At 35.8% G+C, this 20,648-nt stretch carries 18 protein-coding genes; 5 read left to right on the top strand and 13 right to left on the bottom strand.

All coding sequences use genetic code 11. From position 1 onward, the window contains the following. Positions 1-22: 22 nt before the first annotated feature. Positions 23-955, bottom strand: coding sequence for an MYG1 family protein (locus EJF36_RS09865; protein ID WP_125906160.1), 933 nt, complete (start codon positions 953-955; stop codon positions 23-25). A gap of 177 nt (positions 956-1,132) precedes the next feature. Here EJF36_RS09865 and EJF36_RS09860 point away from each other — a divergent pair, with 177 nt between their 5' ends. Both EJF36_RS09860 and EJF36_RS09855 read left to right on the top strand, forming a co-directional pair. Continuing rightward, positions 1,133-2,251 carry an HD-GYP domain-containing protein gene (locus EJF36_RS09860; RefSeq protein WP_125906159.1) on the top strand — a complete coding sequence of 373 codons (1,119 nt, stop codon included), beginning with the start codon at positions 1,133-1,135 and terminating at the stop codon, positions 2,249-2,251. Between the two features lie 727 nt (positions 2,252-2,978). After that, positions 2,979-3,749 carry a DUF4397 domain-containing protein gene (locus EJF36_RS09855; RefSeq protein WP_260471864.1) on the top strand — a complete coding sequence of 257 codons (771 nt, stop codon included), beginning with the start codon at positions 2,979-2,981 and terminating at the stop codon, positions 3,747-3,749. 50 nt (positions 3,750-3,799) lie between these two features. On the opposite strand, the gene EJF36_RS09850 is transcribed toward EJF36_RS09855, so the two are convergent. The 8 genes from EJF36_RS09850 to EJF36_RS09815 form a co-directional block, all read right to left on the bottom strand. Beyond that, a complete protein-coding gene (locus EJF36_RS09850) occupies positions 3,800-4,936 on the bottom strand; it encodes a trans-sulfuration enzyme family protein (RefSeq protein WP_125906158.1) in 1,137 nt (378 codons plus the stop codon). Between the two features lie 63 nt (positions 4,937-4,999). Continuing rightward, a complete protein-coding gene (gene parC / locus EJF36_RS09845) occupies positions 5,000-7,429 on the bottom strand; it encodes a DNA topoisomerase IV subunit A (protein WP_125906157.1) in 2,430 nt (809 codons plus the stop codon). 3 nt (positions 7,430-7,432) lie between these two features. Beyond that, positions 7,433-9,397 carry a DNA topoisomerase IV subunit B gene (gene parE, locus EJF36_RS09840; protein WP_125906156.1) on the bottom strand — a complete coding sequence of 655 codons (1,965 nt, stop codon included), beginning with the start codon at positions 9,395-9,397 and terminating at the stop codon, positions 7,433-7,435. A gap of 669 nt (positions 9,398-10,066) precedes the next feature. Next, positions 10,067-10,486, bottom strand: a complete 420-nt coding sequence (locus EJF36_RS09835) for a CoA-binding protein (protein WP_125906155.1) — start codon at positions 10,484-10,486, stop codon at positions 10,067-10,069. A gap of 14 nt (positions 10,487-10,500) precedes the next feature. Continuing rightward, positions 10,501-11,397 carry an ABC transporter substrate-binding protein gene (locus EJF36_RS09830; protein WP_125906154.1) on the bottom strand — a complete coding sequence of 299 codons (897 nt, stop codon included), beginning with the start codon at positions 11,395-11,397 and terminating at the stop codon, positions 10,501-10,503. Between the two features lie 12 nt (positions 11,398-11,409). Then, a complete protein-coding gene (locus EJF36_RS09825; RefSeq protein WP_125906153.1) occupies positions 11,410-12,066 on the bottom strand; it encodes an ABC transporter permease in 657 nt (218 codons plus the stop codon). Beyond that, positions 12,059-13,207: a betaine/proline/choline family ABC transporter ATP-binding protein gene (locus EJF36_RS09820; RefSeq protein WP_125906152.1), complete on the bottom strand. Its 1,149-nt coding sequence runs from the start codon at positions 13,205-13,207 to the stop codon at positions 12,059-12,061. Before EJF36_RS09820 ends, EJF36_RS09825 begins: the two co-directional genes overlap by 8 nt. 276 nt (positions 13,208-13,483) lie before the next feature. After that, positions 13,484-15,223: a glycosyl hydrolase family 18 protein gene (locus EJF36_RS09815; protein WP_125906151.1), complete on the bottom strand. Its 1,740-nt coding sequence runs from the start codon at positions 15,221-15,223 to the stop codon at positions 13,484-13,486. Between the two features lie 249 nt (positions 15,224-15,472). Between EJF36_RS09815 and plsY the strand changes: the two genes are divergently transcribed. Continuing rightward, a complete protein-coding gene (gene plsY / locus EJF36_RS09810; protein WP_125906150.1) occupies positions 15,473-16,057 on the top strand; it encodes a glycerol-3-phosphate 1-O-acyltransferase PlsY in 585 nt (194 codons plus the stop codon). 282 nt (positions 16,058-16,339) lie between these two features. Next, positions 16,340-17,491: a CapA family protein gene (locus EJF36_RS09805; protein ID WP_125906149.1), complete on the top strand. Its 1,152-nt coding sequence runs from the start codon at positions 16,340-16,342 to the stop codon at positions 17,489-17,491. A gap of 19 nt (positions 17,492-17,510) precedes the next feature. On the opposite strand, the gene EJF36_RS09800 is transcribed toward EJF36_RS09805, so the two are convergent. Next, complete coding sequence (locus tag EJF36_RS09800) at positions 17,511-18,608, bottom strand: DUF4097 family beta strand repeat-containing protein (protein ID WP_125906148.1); 1,098 nt, start codon at positions 18,606-18,608, stop codon at positions 17,511-17,513. 387 nt (positions 18,609-18,995) lie between these two features. On the opposite strand from EJF36_RS09800, the gene EJF36_RS09795 reads away from it, so the two are divergent. Continuing rightward, positions 18,996-19,280, top strand: a complete 285-nt coding sequence (locus EJF36_RS09795; RefSeq protein ID WP_125906147.1) for a HesB/YadR/YfhF family protein — start codon at positions 18,996-18,998, stop codon at positions 19,278-19,280. A gap of 100 nt (positions 19,281-19,380) precedes the next feature. Here EJF36_RS09795 and EJF36_RS09790 read toward each other — a convergent pair whose 3' ends face one another. From EJF36_RS09790 to EJF36_RS09780, 3 genes are read right to left on the bottom strand one after another with little or no spacing between them, the layout of a single operon-like run. Beyond that, complete coding sequence (locus EJF36_RS09790) at positions 19,381-19,770, bottom strand: hotdog fold thioesterase (protein WP_125906146.1); 390 nt, start codon at positions 19,768-19,770, stop codon at positions 19,381-19,383. Between the two features lie 12 nt (positions 19,771-19,782). Further along, positions 19,783-20,091 carry a hypothetical protein gene (locus EJF36_RS09785; protein WP_125906145.1) on the bottom strand — a complete coding sequence of 103 codons (309 nt, stop codon included), beginning with the start codon at positions 20,089-20,091 and terminating at the stop codon, positions 19,783-19,785. After that, positions 20,091-20,519, bottom strand: a complete 429-nt coding sequence (locus EJF36_RS09780) for an acyl-CoA thioesterase (protein WP_125906144.1) — start codon at positions 20,517-20,519, stop codon at positions 20,091-20,093. The genes EJF36_RS09785 and EJF36_RS09780 overlap by 1 nt, the downstream gene beginning before the upstream one ends. Positions 20,520-20,648: the final 129 nt, after the last annotated feature.

The raw sequence follows: 20,648 nt of genomic DNA, 5'->3' as shown, positions 1-20,648 counted from the left end.
TCTCATGGAAGAAGGGGCAAAGTCAATTTTTGATGGGCTTAAGAGCTAACGTTGCCATTTTTTTAACTGATGCGAGAGATTTAGCACCAGCAATGAATAGTGCTTTATGACAAAAGATAGCATCATTAATGCCAATTAAAGCATTTAGATCTTCCCCCTCTTTTCCACCCCACTCAACAGGAAGATCTTTTAAAGCTTCAAACTGTCCAGGTTTCATAGATTTACGAACGGTCTGAATACGATACCCGTGATCCGCGTCTGGATAAATAACAAATTGAACCTCTTTATTTATGTCAATTTCATTCAATGTTTCTTGCCAATCCGTTTCTTTGTCTAGTATTATTACGTGCCTATTGTCTCGCTTCTGAAAAGCCTCTTTAACAAAAGTGTACGACTTTTCTTTTTTAAGTTCTTGCTGTAAAAAGTTCTTAAATATTTGTTGAATCATGGTTACAGCACGCATAAACTGTTCAGTATCATTATCTTCTTTATTAAATCCTTGTACAATTTGCGTGAGACCAAATATGACAACGTTACTTTCTATTTCGTAACCATTATCAATAGCATCCACAGCTTGAACAACTTGTTCATCGAATTTGTTATACACGATAGCACGACGTGCCGAATCAAGAAATCCACTAATCTTTAATATTTCATCACCATAGTCACGCCACACTAAACCAAATGCAGCATACGGTATCCCATTGTCACGAACAGGAGCGCCTGGAAAGTGATGATCAAGGCGACCTCCATTCACATCAAAATGGAGTTTATGTGTAGTTGTAAGCTTTTTGTCACGACTTCTAATGAAGATTAGTTTGGGATGTAATAGCGATAGTAATGCAGCTGCACAAACGTCATCAGCATGCATGGACCCAGAATGAGTAACTGCTTCATTACAAGATAATAGAACGTCAACTGGTATGTAATCATGATACGTATATGATTTTTCCATTCGTAATCCACCTTTAATTGTAAGTTATGTAAGTTCAAAACCACTTTTTTTGCTTAATACTGTAAAATAATTAATATTTCATTAAATATTACCAAAATGTATTTACGACGACAAGAATATCCTTTATCATTAACATTGCGATAATATTCGACAACAAGAATATCAAAGGTGATAAATGTGAGGCTTGTATCCATAAACTCAGAGCTTGTTGGTAAGACTGTAAGTAAACCTATATATGATAGTAAAGGACTATTATTGTTAAATGCCGGTACAGTACTGTCCTCGCTTTTAGTAGAAAAGCTACAAGCAACTGGGATAACTTTTCTTTACGTCGATTCCTCAGATGCTCTCCCTTCTTACCCTTCTTTTTCTATACCAGAAGAGGAAAAATATAAAATTCTTGATAAGATGAGACTGTCAATGGAAAAAATTGTTGATGGAAATCACGATATTAGTTCCATTACACATTTAGAAATTATCGAGGAACTTACATACGTTTTTTCGAGAATACTAGATATTCTCAATAACAATGATAATGTAGCAGATTTATTTCTAACTTTACAATATCATAATCATGAAGTGTTTCTTCACTCATTAAATGTAACTTTTTACTCTATTGCTATTGGTAAAGCCATGCAGTTTGATAACGAGGAACTTTACGAAATTGGATTAGGTGCCATGCTTCATGATATAGGAAAGCTTATTTTACCTGCGACGTTACTTGAAAAAACAGGTAAGCTTACGGAAGAAGAGTTTAATGAAATTAAACGACACCCAGTTATTGCATATGAAATTCTCTCGAAGATGAAAGACTTACCTGAGTCTGTTGTACTATGTGCCTATCAGCATCATGAAAAATTAGATGGGACAGGTTATCCAAACAAAATAAGCGCCGATAAAATTCATTTATATGCACAAGTACTAGCTGTAGCTGATATTTATGATGCTCTCACAAGTCATCGTAGTTATCGTGATGCCATGCTACCTTCTGAGGCACTAGAAGTGTTAATGGCCTCCGCAATGAATCAAATTAATCCTTTTATTGTAAACATTTTCAAATCTTCGATAGCCATATATCCTATTGGTCTCACCGTGCAAACGAGTTCAGGTATTACAGGGATTGTGCATAAGATTTTACCTGGTATCCCTCATCGCCCTATTATCAAGGTGATAAAAGATGATAAAGGCGACGATATTGTACCTTACATATTGGATCTAACAAAACAACTAAATATAACTATAACTGGCTGTGATACTTTAGTAAGTGAAAACTTATGGAAGCATTTAATAGCATAGCGAAAGCGTTCATTTTCCTTTTGTATTAAAGCATCTTATTAATTTAATACTTCTACCATTTTAGAAAAGTCTCCTCAAACGAGGAGACTTTTTTGTCTAACATTACTGCTTTTTATCCCCACAGAACAACTGTTTTTTTTATGTTGTGAATTTTATGTGAATTAATTGTGGCAAATTTGTGAACAACACGTTATAATGTTATTAAGTTGTAAATAATGTAAATGGGAGGAAGCATACATGACTGTTTGGTTAGTATTAAATTATTTGTTACCCCCAGCCATTTTGCTTACGATCGGATTCCTTATGCCTAAGCATGAAAGCGCACCCAATGACGAATATTAACAATACTTTCTTTTTGCAAAGACTGTGACAAATCAGTCTTTTTTTTGTTTCCTTTTTATTATGAAAGTATCCATAATAAAACAAATCCAATTACTAGAAGAAATAAGGCTGATAGAAATACATTAAATATGGACTGGCTAAGTTTTTTAGTGGACTTGTAAAGATTCGTTTCACGTCTTCTCATATGTCTAGGTTCCATATTATCAACTCCAAACTTATGTAAGCTACCCTTTTTAAATTTTATAACCATATTTCACCGTAGGAATTTTCTTAATCACCACTAACATCTAATTAGGTGTGAAATTCAATAAAGCCTTAAAAAAGTGTCAAAATAAGGGCACCTGTCATAGAGTATAGAGAATTTTTATGACAGGAGTGGATTTCTTTGCATCAAAATGAAACTATGTTAGTGCTACAAGCTGCTAAATATGAGCTCTTAGCAAAATATTATATGTACAGTAACCCGTCACTTCACACAATGTATTATCATAAGCATTTAATGTGCGTACAGCAATTAGTCGCACTTGAAAGTCAGCATTTATACAATCAAACATATCGTGCACAACCAAGTGCAGGTCAATTTTCATTTGTTAGAGTACTACATGCATCACCTGATGCACCGGCCGTTGATATTTACGTAAATGGAGAGAAAGCTGTTTCTGAGCTAGCATTTAAGGAGTACACTGATTACTTACAGATTCCTCCTGGCCAGTATACGATCGAGGTATTCCCAGCTGGTGACACGACAAACAGAGTGCTTCGTGAAATAGTCTCTGTAACGAGAAATACGTACTATACAGTTGCCGCTATAAATACATTGGATAACATTGAACTAAGTGCATTTGTAGATAAGATTTATGTATCGCCAAACAAAACCAAGGTTCGCTTTATTCACTTATCACCAGATGCACCAAATGTTGATATCGCAGTAAAAGGAGGCAAAGTTATTTTTAGTAATGTTCCATTTAAGAAAGCAACAGACTATCTAGAATTAGCTCCAGGTACAGTTGATTTAGAAGTACGCGTGGCTGGGACTTCTAATGTAGTACTAACAATTCCTCGCGTACCACTTCAAGCGGGTAAAACATATACTGCTGTTGCGGTAGGATTAGCTAAAGGCATGCCAAGATTAGATGCTATATTCTTAATGCCTTAAATTCATCCTTTTTATTAGAGCATTCCGACACAGGAATGCTCTTTTTTCAATTACATTTTTGCTGTCATGATGGCATTTTTAAATACAGCGATTATATCTTCCGCATCTTCAATTCCAACAGATATTCGCACAACACCTTTTGTAATACCTAATTCAGCAGCGGCCTCTTCAGGAAGTGCACGATGTGACGTAGCAATTGGATAGGAAACTGTTGTTTCTACCCCAGCTAGAGTCGGTACGATTTTAACCCAATTTAGATTTATGAAAAATGTATCCACACAAATAGTTTCATTCAGTTCTATAGTTACGATAGCACCGTTTCCCTTTGAAGAAGCTTGTTTTGGATAATACACATGCTTAATATCTGATTGAGTTTGTAAGGCTTCTGCCAATCTTGCGGCGTTTTCAACTTGTCTTTCCATACGAACAGCAAGTGTTTTAATACCTCTACTTGTCAGCCAAGCTTCAAAGGGACTTAGGTTAGCTCCAAGGTTTACTACCTTTGATTTAGCTTTTTCAATTAACAATTTAGGTCCTACCACAACGCCAGCTGTTATATCACTATGTCCCCCAAGATATTTAGTTGCACTATGTACAACTAAATCAAATCCTGATTTTATAGGGTTTAACAGATATGGGGTAGCAAACGTATTATCAATTATCGTGACTAGCTCATGTTCCTTTGCAACCGCCACAATTTCATATAAGTCTTCAACACGCAATAAAGGATTTGATATAGATTCTGTATATATTAATTTAGTATTCTGTTTAATAGCCGCGACAATGTTGGCTGTATGTTTAAATGAGACAAATGTTGCTTCTATTCCCATTTGTGCTAATTCATGTGCTAATAAATGATATGTTCCTCCATATACATCATCAGCCGCTATAATGTGGTCACCGTGTGATACAACAGACAGTATAGCTGCTAATATGGCTGACATTCCACTGGATGTAGCAACCCCATCCTCAGCACCTTCTAGTATGGCGACAGCCTTACCTAATTCATCTGTATTTGGGTTACTTACACGAGAGTATAAATAATCGTTACTTCCATTATAAAAATCCTCAAGCTGTTGCAAGTTAGAAAAGGTAAAGGCCGATGTTTGATAAATTGGGGTAACCTTACTACGAACATTCTTACTTGTTTTACTTGAAAAATGAACTACCTCTGACGAAAACTTCATATTTGGTCAACTCCTATAGCCATATATAGAAAGGACTTCAAATAGAAGTCCCTTCATTTGCATTTATTCTGCTTCATTACTTTCAATATGCCATATATCAACAATCATACCAGCTTCATCAACATCTAATACAAATGAACCATTACTATAACGGTCACTAACTCTAATCGAGCTTGAGTCCACTGTTTCAATTGAACCATTTTCGGTTTTAATATAAGCCATTGTTTGTTTATCTGCTAGGATAATAAGTTTAACGCGGTGTGGATTATGTTTTAACTCGCGTAGCATAACAACCCCACGTTTTGCACGCGTTGACTTTTCAAAATCTTTTATTGATACTTTCTTGACAGCACCACGGTGAGTAATTAGTACTACTTCTGGTTTTTGACCCTCTTTGAATACAATACCATTCACAATATAATCATGTTCTTTCAAATTAACTGCTTTTACACCAGCTGTTCGAATGCCAGTAGGATTTACCTCGGATTCGTTGAATAACAATCCGTACCCTAAATGTGTCGCGATAAAGATATCATCATTCCCTGAAGAAATGTAGACATTAACCACTTCATCATCTTTTACATTAATAGCGACTAGTGGCTTAGAATAACGTTGCGCTTTATATTGATTTAGCTCTGTTTTCTTAATCATTCCATTCTTCGTTATAAACATTACGAACTTCGGCTCATCAAAGCTCTTAATTGGCATCACTTCAATTATTGAGTCATCACGCTCTATAGGTATAAGCGTTGAAATGTGTTGCCCAACATCCTTCCATCGGACATCTGGTAGTTCATGAACAGGGCAATATAAGTAGTTACCTTTGTTTGTAAATAACAACAGTACATCTGTTGTGTTGATGTCACATTGCTTTAAAAGTCTATCCCCATCTTTTATACCAAGGTCTTGTCCGTTTGACGCAGAGTATGAACGTTGACTTGTACGTTTAATATAGCCGTCCTTTGTTACAGTAACAATGACGTCTTCAGATGCAACAACAACCTCTAAGTTGATTTTTATTTCTTCAATCTCATCTTCAATAACTGTTCGACGTTGGTCAGAATAGACCTTTTTGACTTTCTTTAATTCAGTTTTAATGATTTGAAGGAGTTTTTTAGTATTTTCTAGTATACTAGTTAACTCAGCAATTTTATTTGCAAGCTCCTTTGCCTCTGCTTGTAATGCTGTTACATCGGTATTTGTTAAGCGATAAAGCTGCAAAGATACAATGGCTTCAGCTTGAATCTCAGTGAAAGCAAAAGTGCTTTTAAGGTTTTCTTTTGCATCTCGCTTATCCTTCGATGCACGTATTAAGGCTATTACTTCGTCGAGTACAGATAAAGCCTTAATAAGACCTTCTACAACATGTTCACGTTCTTGGGCTTTAGCTAATTCATATTTTGAGCGATTCGTGACCACTTGCTTACGATGTTCAATATAGGCATCAAGTATTTGTGCTAATCCCATTTGTGTGGGACGACGATTGTGGATTGCAACCATGTTAAAGTTATATGGTACTTGTAAATCACTGTTTTTATATAAATAGTTAAGAACACCTTCTGCATCGGCTTCTTTTTTCAACTCAATAACGATTCGTAATCCCGTTCGGTCCGTTTCATCTCGAACTTCCGCAATGCCTTCCAACTTTTTATCAAGTCTGAATTCATCCATCTTTTTAACGAGATTTGCTTTATTTACTTCAAACGGAATTTCCGTAATAACAATCTGTTGTCGACCACCACGAACCGTCTCAACTTCAGCCTTACCTCGAATGATGATTTTTCCTTTACCTGTTTCGTAAGCTTTTTTAATACCATCTTTTCCTTGAATAATGCCACCTGTAGGGAAATCCGGTCCATGAATCACCGTCATTAACTCATCGACAGTAGAATCTGGTGAATCAATTCGCATAATGCAAGCATCAATGACCTCATCTAAATGATGAGGGGGAATTTCTGTAGCATACCCTGCTGAAATCCCTGTTGAGCCGTTAACCAGTAAATTCGGAAACAAAGCAGGTAATACGGTTGGTTCTGCACTCGTATCATCAAAATTCGGAATAAAGTCAACAGTCTTTTTATCAATATCCTGCAATAATTCAAGAGCTATAGGTGATAGCCTTGCTTCCGTATAACGCATAGCAGCAGGCGGATCACCATCAATACTACCATTATTTCCATGCATCTCAATTAGTAACTTCCGTAACTTCCATTCTTGGCTCATCCGAACCATAGCATCATATACAGAGGAATCACCGTGTGGATGAAAGTTACCGATTACGTTACCGACTGTTTTGGCAGATTTCCGAAACGGTTTTTCATGTGTGTTTCCTTCTTCATACATGGCATATAAAATACGACGCTGAACAGGCTTCAAACCATCACGTACATCCGGTAATGCCCGCTCCTGAATTATATATTTACTATATCTACCAAACCTATCACCGAGTACTTCCTCTAGAGGAAGGTCACGTAGATTTTCGCTAATACTCAAGACCTACAACTCCTCTGTCACAATAATATTTTCATTTTCTAAAATATTAGTTTCATCATCTAATCCGAATGATACATGGGTTTCTATCCACTTGCGGCGGGGCTCTACTTTGTCCCCCATTAGTGTGGTAACACGACGCTCAGCCCGTGCTGCATCATCGATACACACGCGGATTAAAGTTCTTGATTCAGGGTTCATTGTAGTTTCCCACAATTGATCAGCATTCATCTCCCCTAAACCTTTATAACGTTGTATTGTATAGCCTTTACCGATTTTTTTGAGAGCATCCTTTAAATCGGCTTCAGACCAAGCATATTCAATAACTTCTTTTTTTCCGCTTCCTTTACTAACTTTATATAGTGGTGGTAAAGCAATATATACTTTTCCGTTCTCTATTAACGGGCGCATATAACGATAGAAAAATGTTAAAAGCAAAACTTGAATATGTGCTCCATCCGTATCGGCATCAGTCATAATAATGACTTTATCATAATTAACATCTTTTATTTCAAAATCTGCTCCTACACCCGCGCCAACAGCATGAATTATAGTATTTATTTCCTCGTTCTTAAAGATATCTGCGAGCTTAGCCTTTTCGGTATTAATAACCTTCCCTCGCAATGGTAGCACCGCTTGAAAACGACGATCACGACCTTGTTTCGCTGAGCCACCTGCTGAATCTCCCTCAACTAGATAAATTTCATTTTTATCAGGGTTTCTTGATTGCGCTGGTGTAAGTTTTCCAGATAAAATAGCCTCTGATTTTTTTCGTTTTTTTCCACTTCTAGCTTCTTCTCTTGCTTTCCTTGCCGCTTCACGAGCTTGAAATGCTTTTATTGCTTTTTTAACTAATAAAGTACCAACATCTGTATTTTCTTGTAAATGATATGCGAGTCGCTCACTTAACATTGCGTCAACAGCCGACCGAGCTTCGCTAGTTCCTAATTTACCTTTAGTTTGTCCTTCAAATTGTAATAGCTCTTCTGGTATTCTAACTGACACAATCGCCGTTAGACCTTCACGAATGTCGGAACCATCTAAATTACGGTCTTTTTCTTTTAGCATGTTCACTTTTCTTGCATACTCGTTGAATACACGTGTAAAAGCCGCTTTTGCGCCCGACTCATGTGTACCACCATCTTTTGTGCGTACATTATTGACAAATGACAACATGTTTTCGGCATAGCCATCATTAAATTGAAAAGCGACTTCCACTTCAATTTGCCCTTGTGTCCCCTCGAACATTACAACAGGATGAAGCGTATCTTTTTCTTCATTAAGATAAGCTACAAAAGCTTCTATACCATTTTCATAATGAAAGGTCTCACGCTCATCGTTTCGTTTATCAACTAATTCAATTTTTAACCCTTTCAATAAAAACGCTGACTCACGAAGGCGTTCACTTAATGTTTCATAATTGTACGTTAGTACACTGAATATAGACGAATCTGGTTTAAAATGAATCGTTGTTCCTGTTTTATTAGTCGTACCCACTTTTTCTAATGTCGTGACAGGCTTCCCACCATCTGCGAATCGCTGTTCATATATAAATCCATCTCTTTTGATTCGAACCGTTAGTGACGAAGATAATGCATTTACAACCGATGCACCTACCCCATGTAAGCCCCCACTTGTTTTGTATCCGCCTTGCCCAAACTTTCCACCAGCATGTAACACTGTTAAAATAACCTCTGGTGTTGGCTTTCCTAGCTTATGCATCCCTGTAGGCATTCCGCGACCTTTGTCCTCTACACTAATACTGTTATCCTTATGTATTGTAACAATTATATGGTCACCGTAACCCGCAAGAGCTTCGTCAACAGCATTATCAACTATTTCATATACTAAGTGATGTAACCCTCTTGTATCAGTACTTCCTATATACATACCAGGTCGCTTACGAACGGCTTCAAGACCCTCGAGTACCTGTATGGCATCATCGTTGTATTCAAAACTTTTCCCTGACAAAATAAAATTCCCCTTTCTAAAGAAAGCGTAGCTTGCAAACTGGCATTAATAACATAGTGAGTTGTTTAGTTAACAGGCTCATGTTGTTCTTGCCATTCATACTAAGACAAGATCATTTAACTTTAGTTCATTTGTATTTATACGCGCAGTGCGCTCTACGGCGGAGATAAAACCTTAAATGTTTTGCCTTGATAGTAGTATGACTTAAACTATCTATCTACATGGTTTAGCTAGAATGAAAAATCGGAGAGTACTCACTCTGTGTGCTGTGAGCATTTATTACTATACTTCGGTAGCATACTGATATAAGGCATTAAACCACAGCTTATACAGCTTATAGCTAGACATAGCGCGCTCATACCTGGGTCTACACATTCGTTTAAGCCCTTAAAATTTTGGTGTCTTAAAACAAAAATAAGCGGAGATTACCGTATTGGAGTCCAAAAGCAGCATCGTCAATTATTCCCTCACAGTTAAATAAAGCGACATCTAGCGTATAACCTATCATTGACTGCTATATAATTTTACTTTCAATGTAAGCATCTAAACTTTATTGTATATGTAAAATGTAATTTCGCAAACCTTATATTTGACAAAAAATATAAAAACCCTCGAATTTCTTAGAAATTTGAGGGTTAAATAAAATAAAATAATGCAAATTTACCGGAATTACTTATCTTTCGTTAGAGCGTGTTCCACTTTAATACAGCGGTCCATTACAACTGTATATCCTCGTTCTTTTAAAAAGTGATACGCTTCTTCATTCACAATGCCAAGCTGCGCCCAAAAAACATCAGCATCAATTTCATCAAATTGTTTTGCAACCTCAGGCAAATGCTCAGGACGGCGAAATACATTTACGATATCAACATGTCCTTCTATGTCTGCTAATGACTTTACCGCTTTAACACCTAACACAGATTCTACAGTTGGATTTACTGGGATGATTTCATATCCTGCATCCTGCATGGCAGATGAAACCATATAAGATGTTTTTTCTGGATTCGCTGATAATCCAACAACTGCTATCCGCCTTGCTTTCTTTAAAATAACACCGAGTTCTTGGCGACTTGGAATTTGCACGTCCATTTTATCCACCTCTTTTATTGTATTAAACCTTTATCTTGAAGAAATTGCTTAGCAACATTGACTGGATCTAAGCCATCAATATCTACTTTTGCATTCATCTCTGCCATTTCTAATTCGGTAATTTGATCACCTAAATTATCCAATAATTCCTCAAGCTTTGGAAATGTATCTAATGCTTCTTGACGGACTATAGGTGCAGCATAGTAAGGAGGAAAGTATTGCTTATCATCCTTTAAAGTAGCTAAATTAAATCTAGCAATACGACCATCTGTCGTAAATGCTGGGATTATATCTACCTGACCATCCTTAACAGCCTGATACATTATATTAGGATCCAAACTAGTTGTATCTTTAAAGGCAAAGTTATATGTATCTACTAGTCCATCATACCCATCTTCACGTTCAAAAAACTCAGGAGGAGCTCCAAAAGTTAGTTCGTTTGTTAAAGGAGCAACATCAGAAAAAGTTCGTGCTGTTATATTTTCTTTTAATTCATCACGAAAAGCCAATGCATATGTATTTTCAAATCCTAACGGGGCAGTCCAAACTAAATTAAATTCATCTTTATACCCTTTTTTAACTCGTTCTAAAATTTCATCTGCACTAGCCGATGGATCATGTGGTTCTTTTAAAACTGTTAATAGTCCTGTACCTGTATATTCTACATATAAATCAATATCTCCTTCTTTTAAGGCCTCTGTTAAGATTGCTACTTCACCAAGGCCTTCCTTTACTTCAACAGTATAATCGGAGTTTGCTTTAACATATTCTGCTATTATGTACGGTAGAATGTATTGTTCTGTCCATTTTTTCCCTGATACAGTTAAAACCTCTTGCTTTGCATTATCACCACCGCATCCACTAACTATTAAAATTAAAATAAATACTAAGAGTGCCGTTAATTTTTTCATTTAAGATTCCCCCTATTTTCTTAATCCCTTTGGTGTTACTGATTTTTCAACGTAACGTAAAATAAAATCAAATAATAACGCTAAAAGCGCTGCAGGAATCGCTCCTGCGAGAACTAAATAATTATTAATAGTACTTAATCCCCGATATATTAAATCGCCTAGTCCTCCCGCTCCAACAAAGGTTGCTAATGTTGCAACGCCAATGGTTAACACTGTTGCTGTACGTATACCAGCCATAATAACTGGTAAGGCTAGTGGCATTTCTATTAACGTTAAAATCTGCCATCTCGTCATACCCATTCCTTTTCCGGCTTCTATTGCAGATTGGTCTACCTCTGATAAACCGGTATATACATTACGTAAAATCGGTAGTAAAGCATACAAAGTAAGTGCAGTTATAGCCGTAACACTACCAATACCAAATAGCGGAATTAAGAAACCAAAAAAGGCAAGACTAGGAATTGTTTGAAAAATAGCTGTCACACCAATAATAGGTTCCGCTATTCTTCTGTTTCTTGAAATATAAATTCCTAGCGGTAAGCTAATAATTAAAGCTATTAACATAGCAGTAATTGATAAAATAATATGTTCCTGTAATCCTGTTACAATAGCGTCCCACCTTTTGTTAAAGGTTTCGACAAGTATAAGAAAGACATTTGTTTCATTCATTGAGTCCACCTACCTTTTTTTCTTCAACATTTCTATCATCATGTAAGTTGGCAAGGCGGCTAATCAAACTGGTTTGTGTTATAAAGCCAATAAGTTTATCGTGTTCTAATACTGGTAGAAGGTTTTGACGATTATTTAGAAACACTCTTACTGTAGTTTCAATTGTGTCTTCCTGTGATATTGTTTGATAATCAGTATGTAATAACTCTGAAATTTTCACTGCTGGCGTATGAATATGTTGTTCCACATCATGTAAATGAACAATGCCACAATATTGTTTAGCATGGCTTACTACAGGCAAGCTTTTCATTCCGATAGCTTTCATTGAATCAATAGCTTCTGAAACGCCATCGTTTACATTCAGTGCGGCAAACGTAGTAGATAAGAGGTCACTAGCTGACGAAGGAAGCGTTGTTAATCGAGACTCACCTATAAATGATCGTACAAAATCGTTCTTCGGCTGTTGTAGCATATTATTTGCTGAATCAATTTGAATAATTTCCCCTTCCTTCATAATCGCAATTCTATTGGCTATCTTGATAGCTTCATCCATATCATGCGTTACAAAAACAATGGTCTTTTGGATTGTTTTTTGAATATGAACTAATTCATCTTGTAGCTGCTCCCGTGAAATAGGATCCAGTGCACTAAAAGGCTCGTCCATTAAAACAATGTCAGGCTCTGCAGCTAATGCCCGAACAACGCCGATGCGCTGTTGCTGCCCTCCGCTTAGCTCTAATGGATATCTATCACGATATGTATATGGATCAAGCCCTACTAAATCTAGTAACTCATCTACTCTTTTAGTATAGGATTGTTTACTCCACTTTTTCAGTTTAGGAACTAAAGCAATGTTTTCTGCTATTGTCATATGGGGAAGCAAACCGATTTGTTGAATAACATACCCTATGTTTCTTCGCAATTCAACAGGATCAATGTTAGCAACATCTTCGTTATTAATTCTTATAACACCACTAGTAGGTTCAAGCAGCCTATTAATCATTTTCATAGTCGTAGTTTTACCACATCCACTTGGACCTATCAATGTTAGTAGTTCTCCCTTCTTCACCTCCAGGTTAATGTTTTTCAAAACCTCTAATCCGTTATCATACTCCTTTGACACATTTTCAAAAACAATCATTGTACCGACTCCTATTCAATCTCTCTTTTGCGATAGCAACTTAACCGTTTGGTTGTTAAAGTATAAAACTCTAGTTAAGAAAAGTGTAAGGCAATCGGCTTGCGACCAAGGAAAAACTGGGTTTGTTTTTCTCCCGAACCGTTGGCGTCTGTGGCTAGACACTCGTCTAGATTCAGAATTATATACTTTCTATAAGTTAAAAAAGACTATCCTGTATTTTGGATAGTCCTTAATAAAATCATACCATATTGAAAAAAACGTGCAAAACGATAGTGCTTATTCCAATTCATTTGCTGGTTTAATATGCTTAATTGACTCTTCAATTGATAACCAAGCATTTTCATTTGCAAACGTCCGTGCCCAAGTTGCAACACCAGCAAGGCCATATTTGTGCATAAGCTGCACTCGCTTTGTTAAAGAAACACTGTCTTCAAGCCATATTTTATACGTTGTTTTATTAGCCTCATCTCTATATTCTACAAAATTTTGGCCAGATGCTTCATCGAAAATAGGTTCAAGCTGTCTATCTGCTATCCATTTATCAACGGTATCCATCGTTAACGCTTTAGAAGACACTTCAATGTTTCCTTCGTCCGTTTCTTGCTCAATCCATAAGCGAGTATATAAAGGAATGCCTAAGACTACCTGTTCAGCTGGAACAACATCTAGTAATCTCTGTAAGTTTCGTTCAACCCATGGTAAGCTTGCCACACTTCCTGCTTTTGGTGACGAACCCCAGTGTTCATCATAGGCCATAACCATCATATAATCGACTACTTCTGCTAGTTTTTCTCTTTCATAAAACTTAGACCATCGTGCACTTTCTGATATAAATGTTACATCCATACTAACAATTAAGCCAGCTTGATGAAAATAAGGCGCAGCTTCTTTAACAAATTGTGTAACAAGAGGGCCGTCCTCTAAGTTCACATTCTCAATATCAATATTAATACCATCAACACCATACATTTCACTGTAAGCTAAAAGCTGTTTAATAATTTTTTCTCTTGTTTCAAAGGTAGAGAAAGCCTCATGTGTTTTCTCCGGGGAAAAATCATTACTAAATAAGGCCCAAACATGATACCCCCTATTTTTAGCCCATTCCATATATTCCTTTGTTGCTAAATTTGAGACATCACCTTCACCGTTCTTTAGTTCAAACCATGTTGGAGATACTACATTTACACCTGGTAATAGCGGTAATGTACTAGGATCAGGTGTTCTAGAATATACTGGCTCCCACGTTAGATTGATCGGCCATGATATTGGAGGATTGAATTTTGGCTCTTGTTCAAAAGCTAAATCTAGTTCAATAGGTTTTTGTAACGTAACAACTTGTTTTTGCACATAACCTGCTACACCATCCTCTTTTCGAACTAAATAATACGCCTGATCCTCTCCTTCGATATATACCATTTCATCACTCATTATAGTAGCCACATATGGGGCTGCTATATCTGGCTGCTGACGAAGCTTTAAATCATGCTCTCTTTGCTCCGATTTTACAAAAGCTGGCAATATAATGTCGCCTTCTTGCTGAATATACACAATCCCTGAGTCTAGCAAACTAATTTTAAATGGATATAACATCTCTATCGTTTTTATAGGTATTAAAAGATTATTCGTGTCGTCTAAAAGAACAGGAAATTCTAACGAGAGCGGTTCATCATTAATAAAGTATTCTAGTTGATTTGTTGGCATTTGAATAACTTTTTGACTAGTCGTAATAATAATAGATTGTGATGACTCATCATAACTTATACTTTCATCAATGTACTGCTTAACAAATTCAAATGGTAAGTACAAAACATCATCAATAATACTCGCTTCATTATCTAAAAGTGTTTGCTGAAACAAAATTGGATTCTGTTTGTCCGTATATGCGACCTGCTCATTTGAGGGCCAAGGATATAGATAAAATGTAATACTTGTAGATATTAAAATTAAAGTAAAAACAACCGCAAGTATGATGGAAACAATAGGTTGTTTCTTTTTGAAAGTTTCGACTCTAGACATCAAAATCCCCCTCCTATCGACATAGTACGAAAAGATACTACAAAAGGAAAGAGAAATTAGTAAATTGTTTATATTTGTCTATAGGTTTTTTTTATGCAAAACTATAAAAACATAGATATGCCAAAGCATTAAATGGTAAAATAAACAGAACTTCAACTTTTCATGGGGATATTGTTAAGGGTATACTAAAAAGAAATAACTCTTAACTTGAGAAATGCATCATGTAACAAAAAAGGAGATTACGTATTCATGTGGTATATCATTTTAGCTATTATAGCGTACATAATTGGTTCCATTCCTTTCGCACTGATAGTTGGTAAGTGGGGATATAAAGTAGATATTCGAAATCATGGTAGTGGTAATTTGGGTGGTACAAATACATTTCGAGTTCTTGGCAAAAGGGCTGGATTCATTGTCACAGCACTCGATATTCTAAAGGGTACACTAGCTGCTGCTTTACCTTTAATCTTCCAAGCACCTGATGTAAACCCATTACTGATCGGTGTATTTGCTGTAGTAGGTCATATGTATCCATTATTCGCAAAATTTAAAGGCGGAAAAGCTGTCGCTACATCTGGTGGAGTATTGCTCTTTTATGCGCCAGTCATGTTTTTGGCGATGGTTGCATGTTTTTTCTTAGTTTTATATTTAACAAAGTACGTATCATTATCTTCGATGCTTACGGGATTATTTACATTCGCGTATAGCCTTTTCACATCAGATGTTACTTTAATAATAGCTGTAGGTATTTTGACTACCTTCGTTATTTATCGTCATCGTGCGAATATTCGTCGTATACTAAACAAAACTGAGCCAAAAATAAAATGGATGTAAAACAGTAAAAGTAACAATTGCTAAAATATATTGATACTTCGTAGTTTAAAAACAAAGCACAAAAAACTAGTGCATTAAATGAACGCAAAACTACCCTTTACTACATTTAAGGGATACATAACCGTAGCCAATGATTCATACATATTTATTATTTTGAAAAACGTTTTAGGATAACTAAAACGTTTTTCTTTTTAAAACTTTCCCATTTTAAGTAATTGGAAATATGATACTATTGATGTATATTGTTAGATTACTATTTCTATAGAATGGAAAGATGAAAACATGAAGCCAAAAGCACAGATATTTTTGTTAGTTGTAGTGATGACAGCTGTTTGGTCAACTGTCATTTACTTATTCTTTTTTGAGGAAACACAAGGCAGCAACTCAGTTCCAATATTCGCTCATACTCACCCCGTGAAAACTGTTATGGCAGATCAGGAGAAATCATACAGTCAGTCTTTAACTTTGGCTGCTGTTGGGGATATTTTGATACATAGCACCGTTTACAACGCTGCTAAAACAAACGGTACATATGATTTTATGCCTATGTTTACAGGGGTAAAAGATATTCTTACAAATGCAGATTTAACATTCGCTAATCAAGAATCGATTATTGGTGGCAGTGAAATAGGTGTCTCGACATACCCACGCTTCAATAGTCCTTATGAAATCGCATCAACGCTTCAAGATGTTGGTGTAGATATTGTCTCAATGGCCAATAACCACACATTAGACAGAGGCTTTGATGCCATAAAAAATGCTATTGATTTTTATAATAGTATAGGCATGAAATATGTAGGATCATATGATAGCCAGGAGGATGCTAATACACCACGCATTCTCGTTCGAAATGGCATACGTGTGGGATTCTTAGCTTATACTTATGGTACAAACGGTTTAATTATCCCAAAAGAACACCCATACGCTGTAAATTTAATTGATAGTGAATTAATCACATCTGATATTCAAAAATTAAGAGATTTAGCTGACATAGTTGTAGTGAGTATGCATTGGGGAAATGAATATATGCGTCTTCCTAATACAAATCAACAACAGCTTGCAAAAAGTATCATCATGTCAGGCGCTGACATAATTATAGGTCACCATCCGCACGTACTCCAACCAATGGAATGGATCGAACGTGATGATAATTCACAAGGTCTAGTCGTATACTCACTTGGTAACTTTATTTCTGGCCAAATGAGAGACTATAAGGATATTGGAGGTATTGTTGAAATCGATATTGTAAAAACAATACATAGTAATAGACAATCTACTGTTACGATTGCAAAACCAAGATTTACTCCTACTTACAATCATACTTTTAATAATACTAAATTTTATATTGAGCCACTTACTAGTTCTAATGATGTTCACTATCCTAATTACGATGAAATTATGCATCATATGTTTCAGTCTATAGATGGAAAATAGGTAAGCGATAATCGCTTACCTATTTATTTACTATAACCTTACCGTTTCCAGCTTTAAGATTTAATATAAATTCATTATTACCAAGATTTAACGTCCCATGTTTTTTATAACCAAAATCATCTTTATCGCCACTTCGTTCCCATGTTACATTGCCTTCTACTTCTCCATTACTTGTATCGGCAATTATTTTGAAATTTTCTTTATTATTAAGGGTAAGAGAAATATCACCATTTACAGTACTTATCCTACTGTCATCAGTTATATTCACGTCCGCTAAATCCACTTCTCCATTTACTATACTTGCCTGAATATGACCTTCTACTTGGGATAAATCAATCTCACCGTTTGTTGTTTTTGCTGTAACGGACCCAATTATACCTTTGCCATCAATACTTCCATTTATTACAACAACATCTACATCATTTTCGATTTTATTAAGTTCAATATCCGAATTTACGCTATGAACTAAAAGGCCATCATGTAAATTAGCAGCCTCTATATCACCGTTAACAAGCCTTAAATCGACAAGTCTATCCGCTGGAAGAGCAATGTCAATTTCGGCTTTAAAGCGTTGGTATGTTAGGTGTTTCGGTTTAATAATTTCGAAGAATGCAGTGTCTCCCTCTGTACGAAATTTAACAACATCTTTAAAAATCTTATCAGCAGCTTTTTGATCATTTCCGCCTATTTCTAGTGAACCCACTGCTTGAAAGGATATGTCCGTTTGACCATGAATAGAAATATCAGCATTAGTCATATCTACTACAATAGTCTCAATGGAACTATTAATTTCGTACTCTTCATTAATGTCATATGTAAAAGTTTGCTGTGTAATACTATTAGCCATAAAACTCGGTAACATGTTAAAAGAGCTACTAAATAGAGCTATAACAGCTATAATAATAAAAATGCTAAATCCGTCAAACCGCATACTCGATTCTTTATGGAAATATTGATATAACAAAATTTCAATTCCAAACAAGATAATAACCACAGGCCACATAAATTTCAAGATCGGAAAAACAGAAAAGTTAAGAAGATTACCAAGCAGCCACAATCCGCCAATTCCGAGTAAAACAACCCCTGCTGTTAAAGAACCAATTTTCCAGCTTTTCATGTATTCAACCTCCTTCTAGAATAATAAAAATTTTTTATCAACTACATATTACAATATATATCCCCCCTTTTCTTCTATTATTTGGTTAATTCACATATTTATAACATTTGTGATGAGATCCTAATAAATAGGATCTTTTTCAATACCATACCTTTTACAGTAGCTCGTTTAAAGTTTATAATTACACTTCTTTATAGAGTGCCAGTTGCTTTATTTTATTTTGTAAGAATTCCTTTGTCATTCTGCTTAGATTTACTTTTGACACACTAAGAGATATAGTAAAACACGTGTTATCGTAATGTGAATTACATAATACTGAGCACTCTTACTTAAATTATAGCGTCAGTTTAGTTATAATATTTATGAGCGATTTAAGGAGGCATTGTAATGAAAATCTCAATTACAAACGAAGCTGTACAATGGTACAAAGAGGAATTATCTCTTACAACTGGATATGTGAAATTTTTTGTCCGTTACGGTGGCTCTAGTACGATACAAGAAGGATTCTCACTAGGAATTTCAACTGAACCTCCGCAACAGCCAGCAGTAGAAACAACAATGGATGGTATTACTTTTTATATTGAAGAAGCTGATGTGTGGTATTTTGATGAAAAGGATATGAACATAACGATGGACGATAAGTCTAACGAGCCTAAAGTCAATATTCAATAAGCTAACAGTAAACAAGTGCCTTCAGTGAGACTCTCTGAAGACACTTGCTTAATTAATGTCATATCTTTCATTGGACTGTCACAATTACTCCCGCTGTCTATTACGAATCATCTTTTTTTAGTACCGCCATCGTACAGCGGGAAATACAAATTAACTGCTGCTGTTCATCTTCAATACGGATATTCCAAACTTGTGTTGTTTTACCTCTATGTAACAATGTCCCCACACCAGTCACAATGCCATCCTTTTTGGCTTTAATGTGGTTTGCGTTTATTTCGAGCCCTACACAAACTTCATTAGATTCTGCTACCGCATAGTTTGCCCCTATACTAGCAACAGTTTCAGCTAACGCAACAGATGCGCCACCATGTAAAAGACCATAAGGCTGTCGTGTTTTTTCATTAACAGGCATTGTTACAACGACCTTTTCTTTGCTTACTTCCACCACATTCATTCCTAGCACTTCTAACAAAGTGTTATCATAGTTCATTTCCATCCCCCCTTATTCTCCTTCTAATTTAAATCGCTTTATGTGTTCAATTAAACCTTCTGCCTGCAGTATTTTCAATTGTTTTTCTCCCATTAGATCAAAATGGGGCAACTGTCTATAATGATGAATCCACTCTTTTTTCAATTCATACTTCAATCCCCATGTTACAAGCAATTGGATATCGCTACACCCAACCTTTGTTACTGTTCGGAGATGAGGGAATCTTGAATCGTACCAATAATGAGTTAAAAAAGCTATATCACCTTGTAAAACGGTTCTTTTCCATTCATTAAGTTCTCGCTTAGACACACCAAATGCCACTAATTATTGTCCTGCCTTTTTGCCTCTTCATAGGCTTTATGCCAATCGGGATAATGCTTTTTTATTGATATAGGACGAAAGCTTTCTTTTTTTACACATACATGCTTACTTTTTGCTACAACAGCTATCTCGTTGTTGGGTGTATAAATTTCATAACCATATGTTACTCTTAAGCCATCATAGTAATCAATCCACGTATCGACTGTTGCATTTTCACCGTAATGAAGTGGTTTTTTATATGATATCTCTAAATCAATAACCGGAGAAATAATCCCGTCCTTCTCCATCATGTCATATCTAAAGCCAAGATCTTTTATTAGGTTAGTACGGCCAACCTCCATCCAAACTAAGTAATTTGCATGATAAACAACACCCATTTGATCAGTTTCAGCATATCTGACTTCGATTTCTTTTTTTGAAACAAACATTGTCTTTTAACTCCTTCTACAAATCTTTCCAACAATATGATTCAATAGTAACACAGCATTTTTAAAAAACGTAGTGAGATATTTATTTCATCATGGTCCTTAAATAGGAAGATTTCCTACCTTATCAGA

Origin of the sequence: Bacillus sp. HMF5848, from assembly GCF_003944835.1 — a bacterium.
GTDB lineage: Bacteria > Bacillota > Bacilli > Bacillales > HMF5848 > HMF5848.
Note: the sequence above shows the minus strand (reverse complement) of the source record. Positions and strands in the feature narration are given on the sequence as shown.

Excerpts from the sequence above, each read along its gene's own strand:
- EJF36_RS09830 (WP_125906154.1), bottom strand. The coding sequence starts at position 11,397 with ATGAAAAAATTAACGGCACTCTTAGTATTTATTTTAATTTTAATAGTT.
- EJF36_RS09805 (WP_125906149.1), top strand. The coding sequence starts at position 16,340 with ATGAAGCCAAAAGCACAGATATTTTTGTTAGTTGTAGTGATGACAGCT.
- EJF36_RS09790 (WP_125906146.1), bottom strand. The coding sequence starts at position 19,770 with ATGAACTATGATAACACTTTGTTAGAAGTGCTAGGAATGAATGTGGTG.
- EJF36_RS09820 (WP_125906152.1), bottom strand. The coding sequence starts at position 13,207 with ATGATTGTTTTTGAAAATGTGTCAAAGGAGTATGATAACGGATTAGAG.
- EJF36_RS09835 (WP_125906155.1), bottom strand. The coding sequence starts at position 10,486 with ATGGACGTGCAAATTCCAAGTCGCCAAGAACTCGGTGTTATTTTAAAG.
- EJF36_RS09865 (WP_125906160.1), bottom strand. The coding sequence starts at position 955 with ATGGAAAAATCATATACGTATCATGATTACATACCAGTTGACGTTCTA.
- EJF36_RS09815 (WP_125906151.1), bottom strand. The coding sequence starts at position 15,223 with ATGTCTAGAGTCGAAACTTTCAAAAAGAAACAACCTATTGTTTCCATC.
- EJF36_RS09825 (WP_125906153.1), bottom strand. The coding sequence starts at position 12,066 with ATGAATGAAACAAATGTCTTTCTTATACTTGTCGAAACCTTTAACAAA.
- EJF36_RS09800 (WP_125906148.1), bottom strand. The coding sequence starts at position 18,608 with ATGAAAAGCTGGAAAATTGGTTCTTTAACAGCAGGGGTTGTTTTACTC.
- EJF36_RS09795 (WP_125906147.1), top strand. The coding sequence starts at position 18,996 with ATGAAAATCTCAATTACAAACGAAGCTGTACAATGGTACAAAGAGGAA.
- EJF36_RS09850 (WP_125906158.1), bottom strand. The coding sequence starts at position 4,936 with ATGAAGTTTTCGTCAGAGGTAGTTCATTTTTCAAGTAAAACAAGTAAG.
- EJF36_RS09780 (WP_125906144.1), bottom strand. The coding sequence starts at position 20,519 with ATGTTTGTTTCAAAAAAAGAAATCGAAGTCAGATATGCTGAAACTGAT.
- plsY (WP_125906150.1), top strand. The coding sequence starts at position 15,473 with ATGTGGTATATCATTTTAGCTATTATAGCGTACATAATTGGTTCCATT.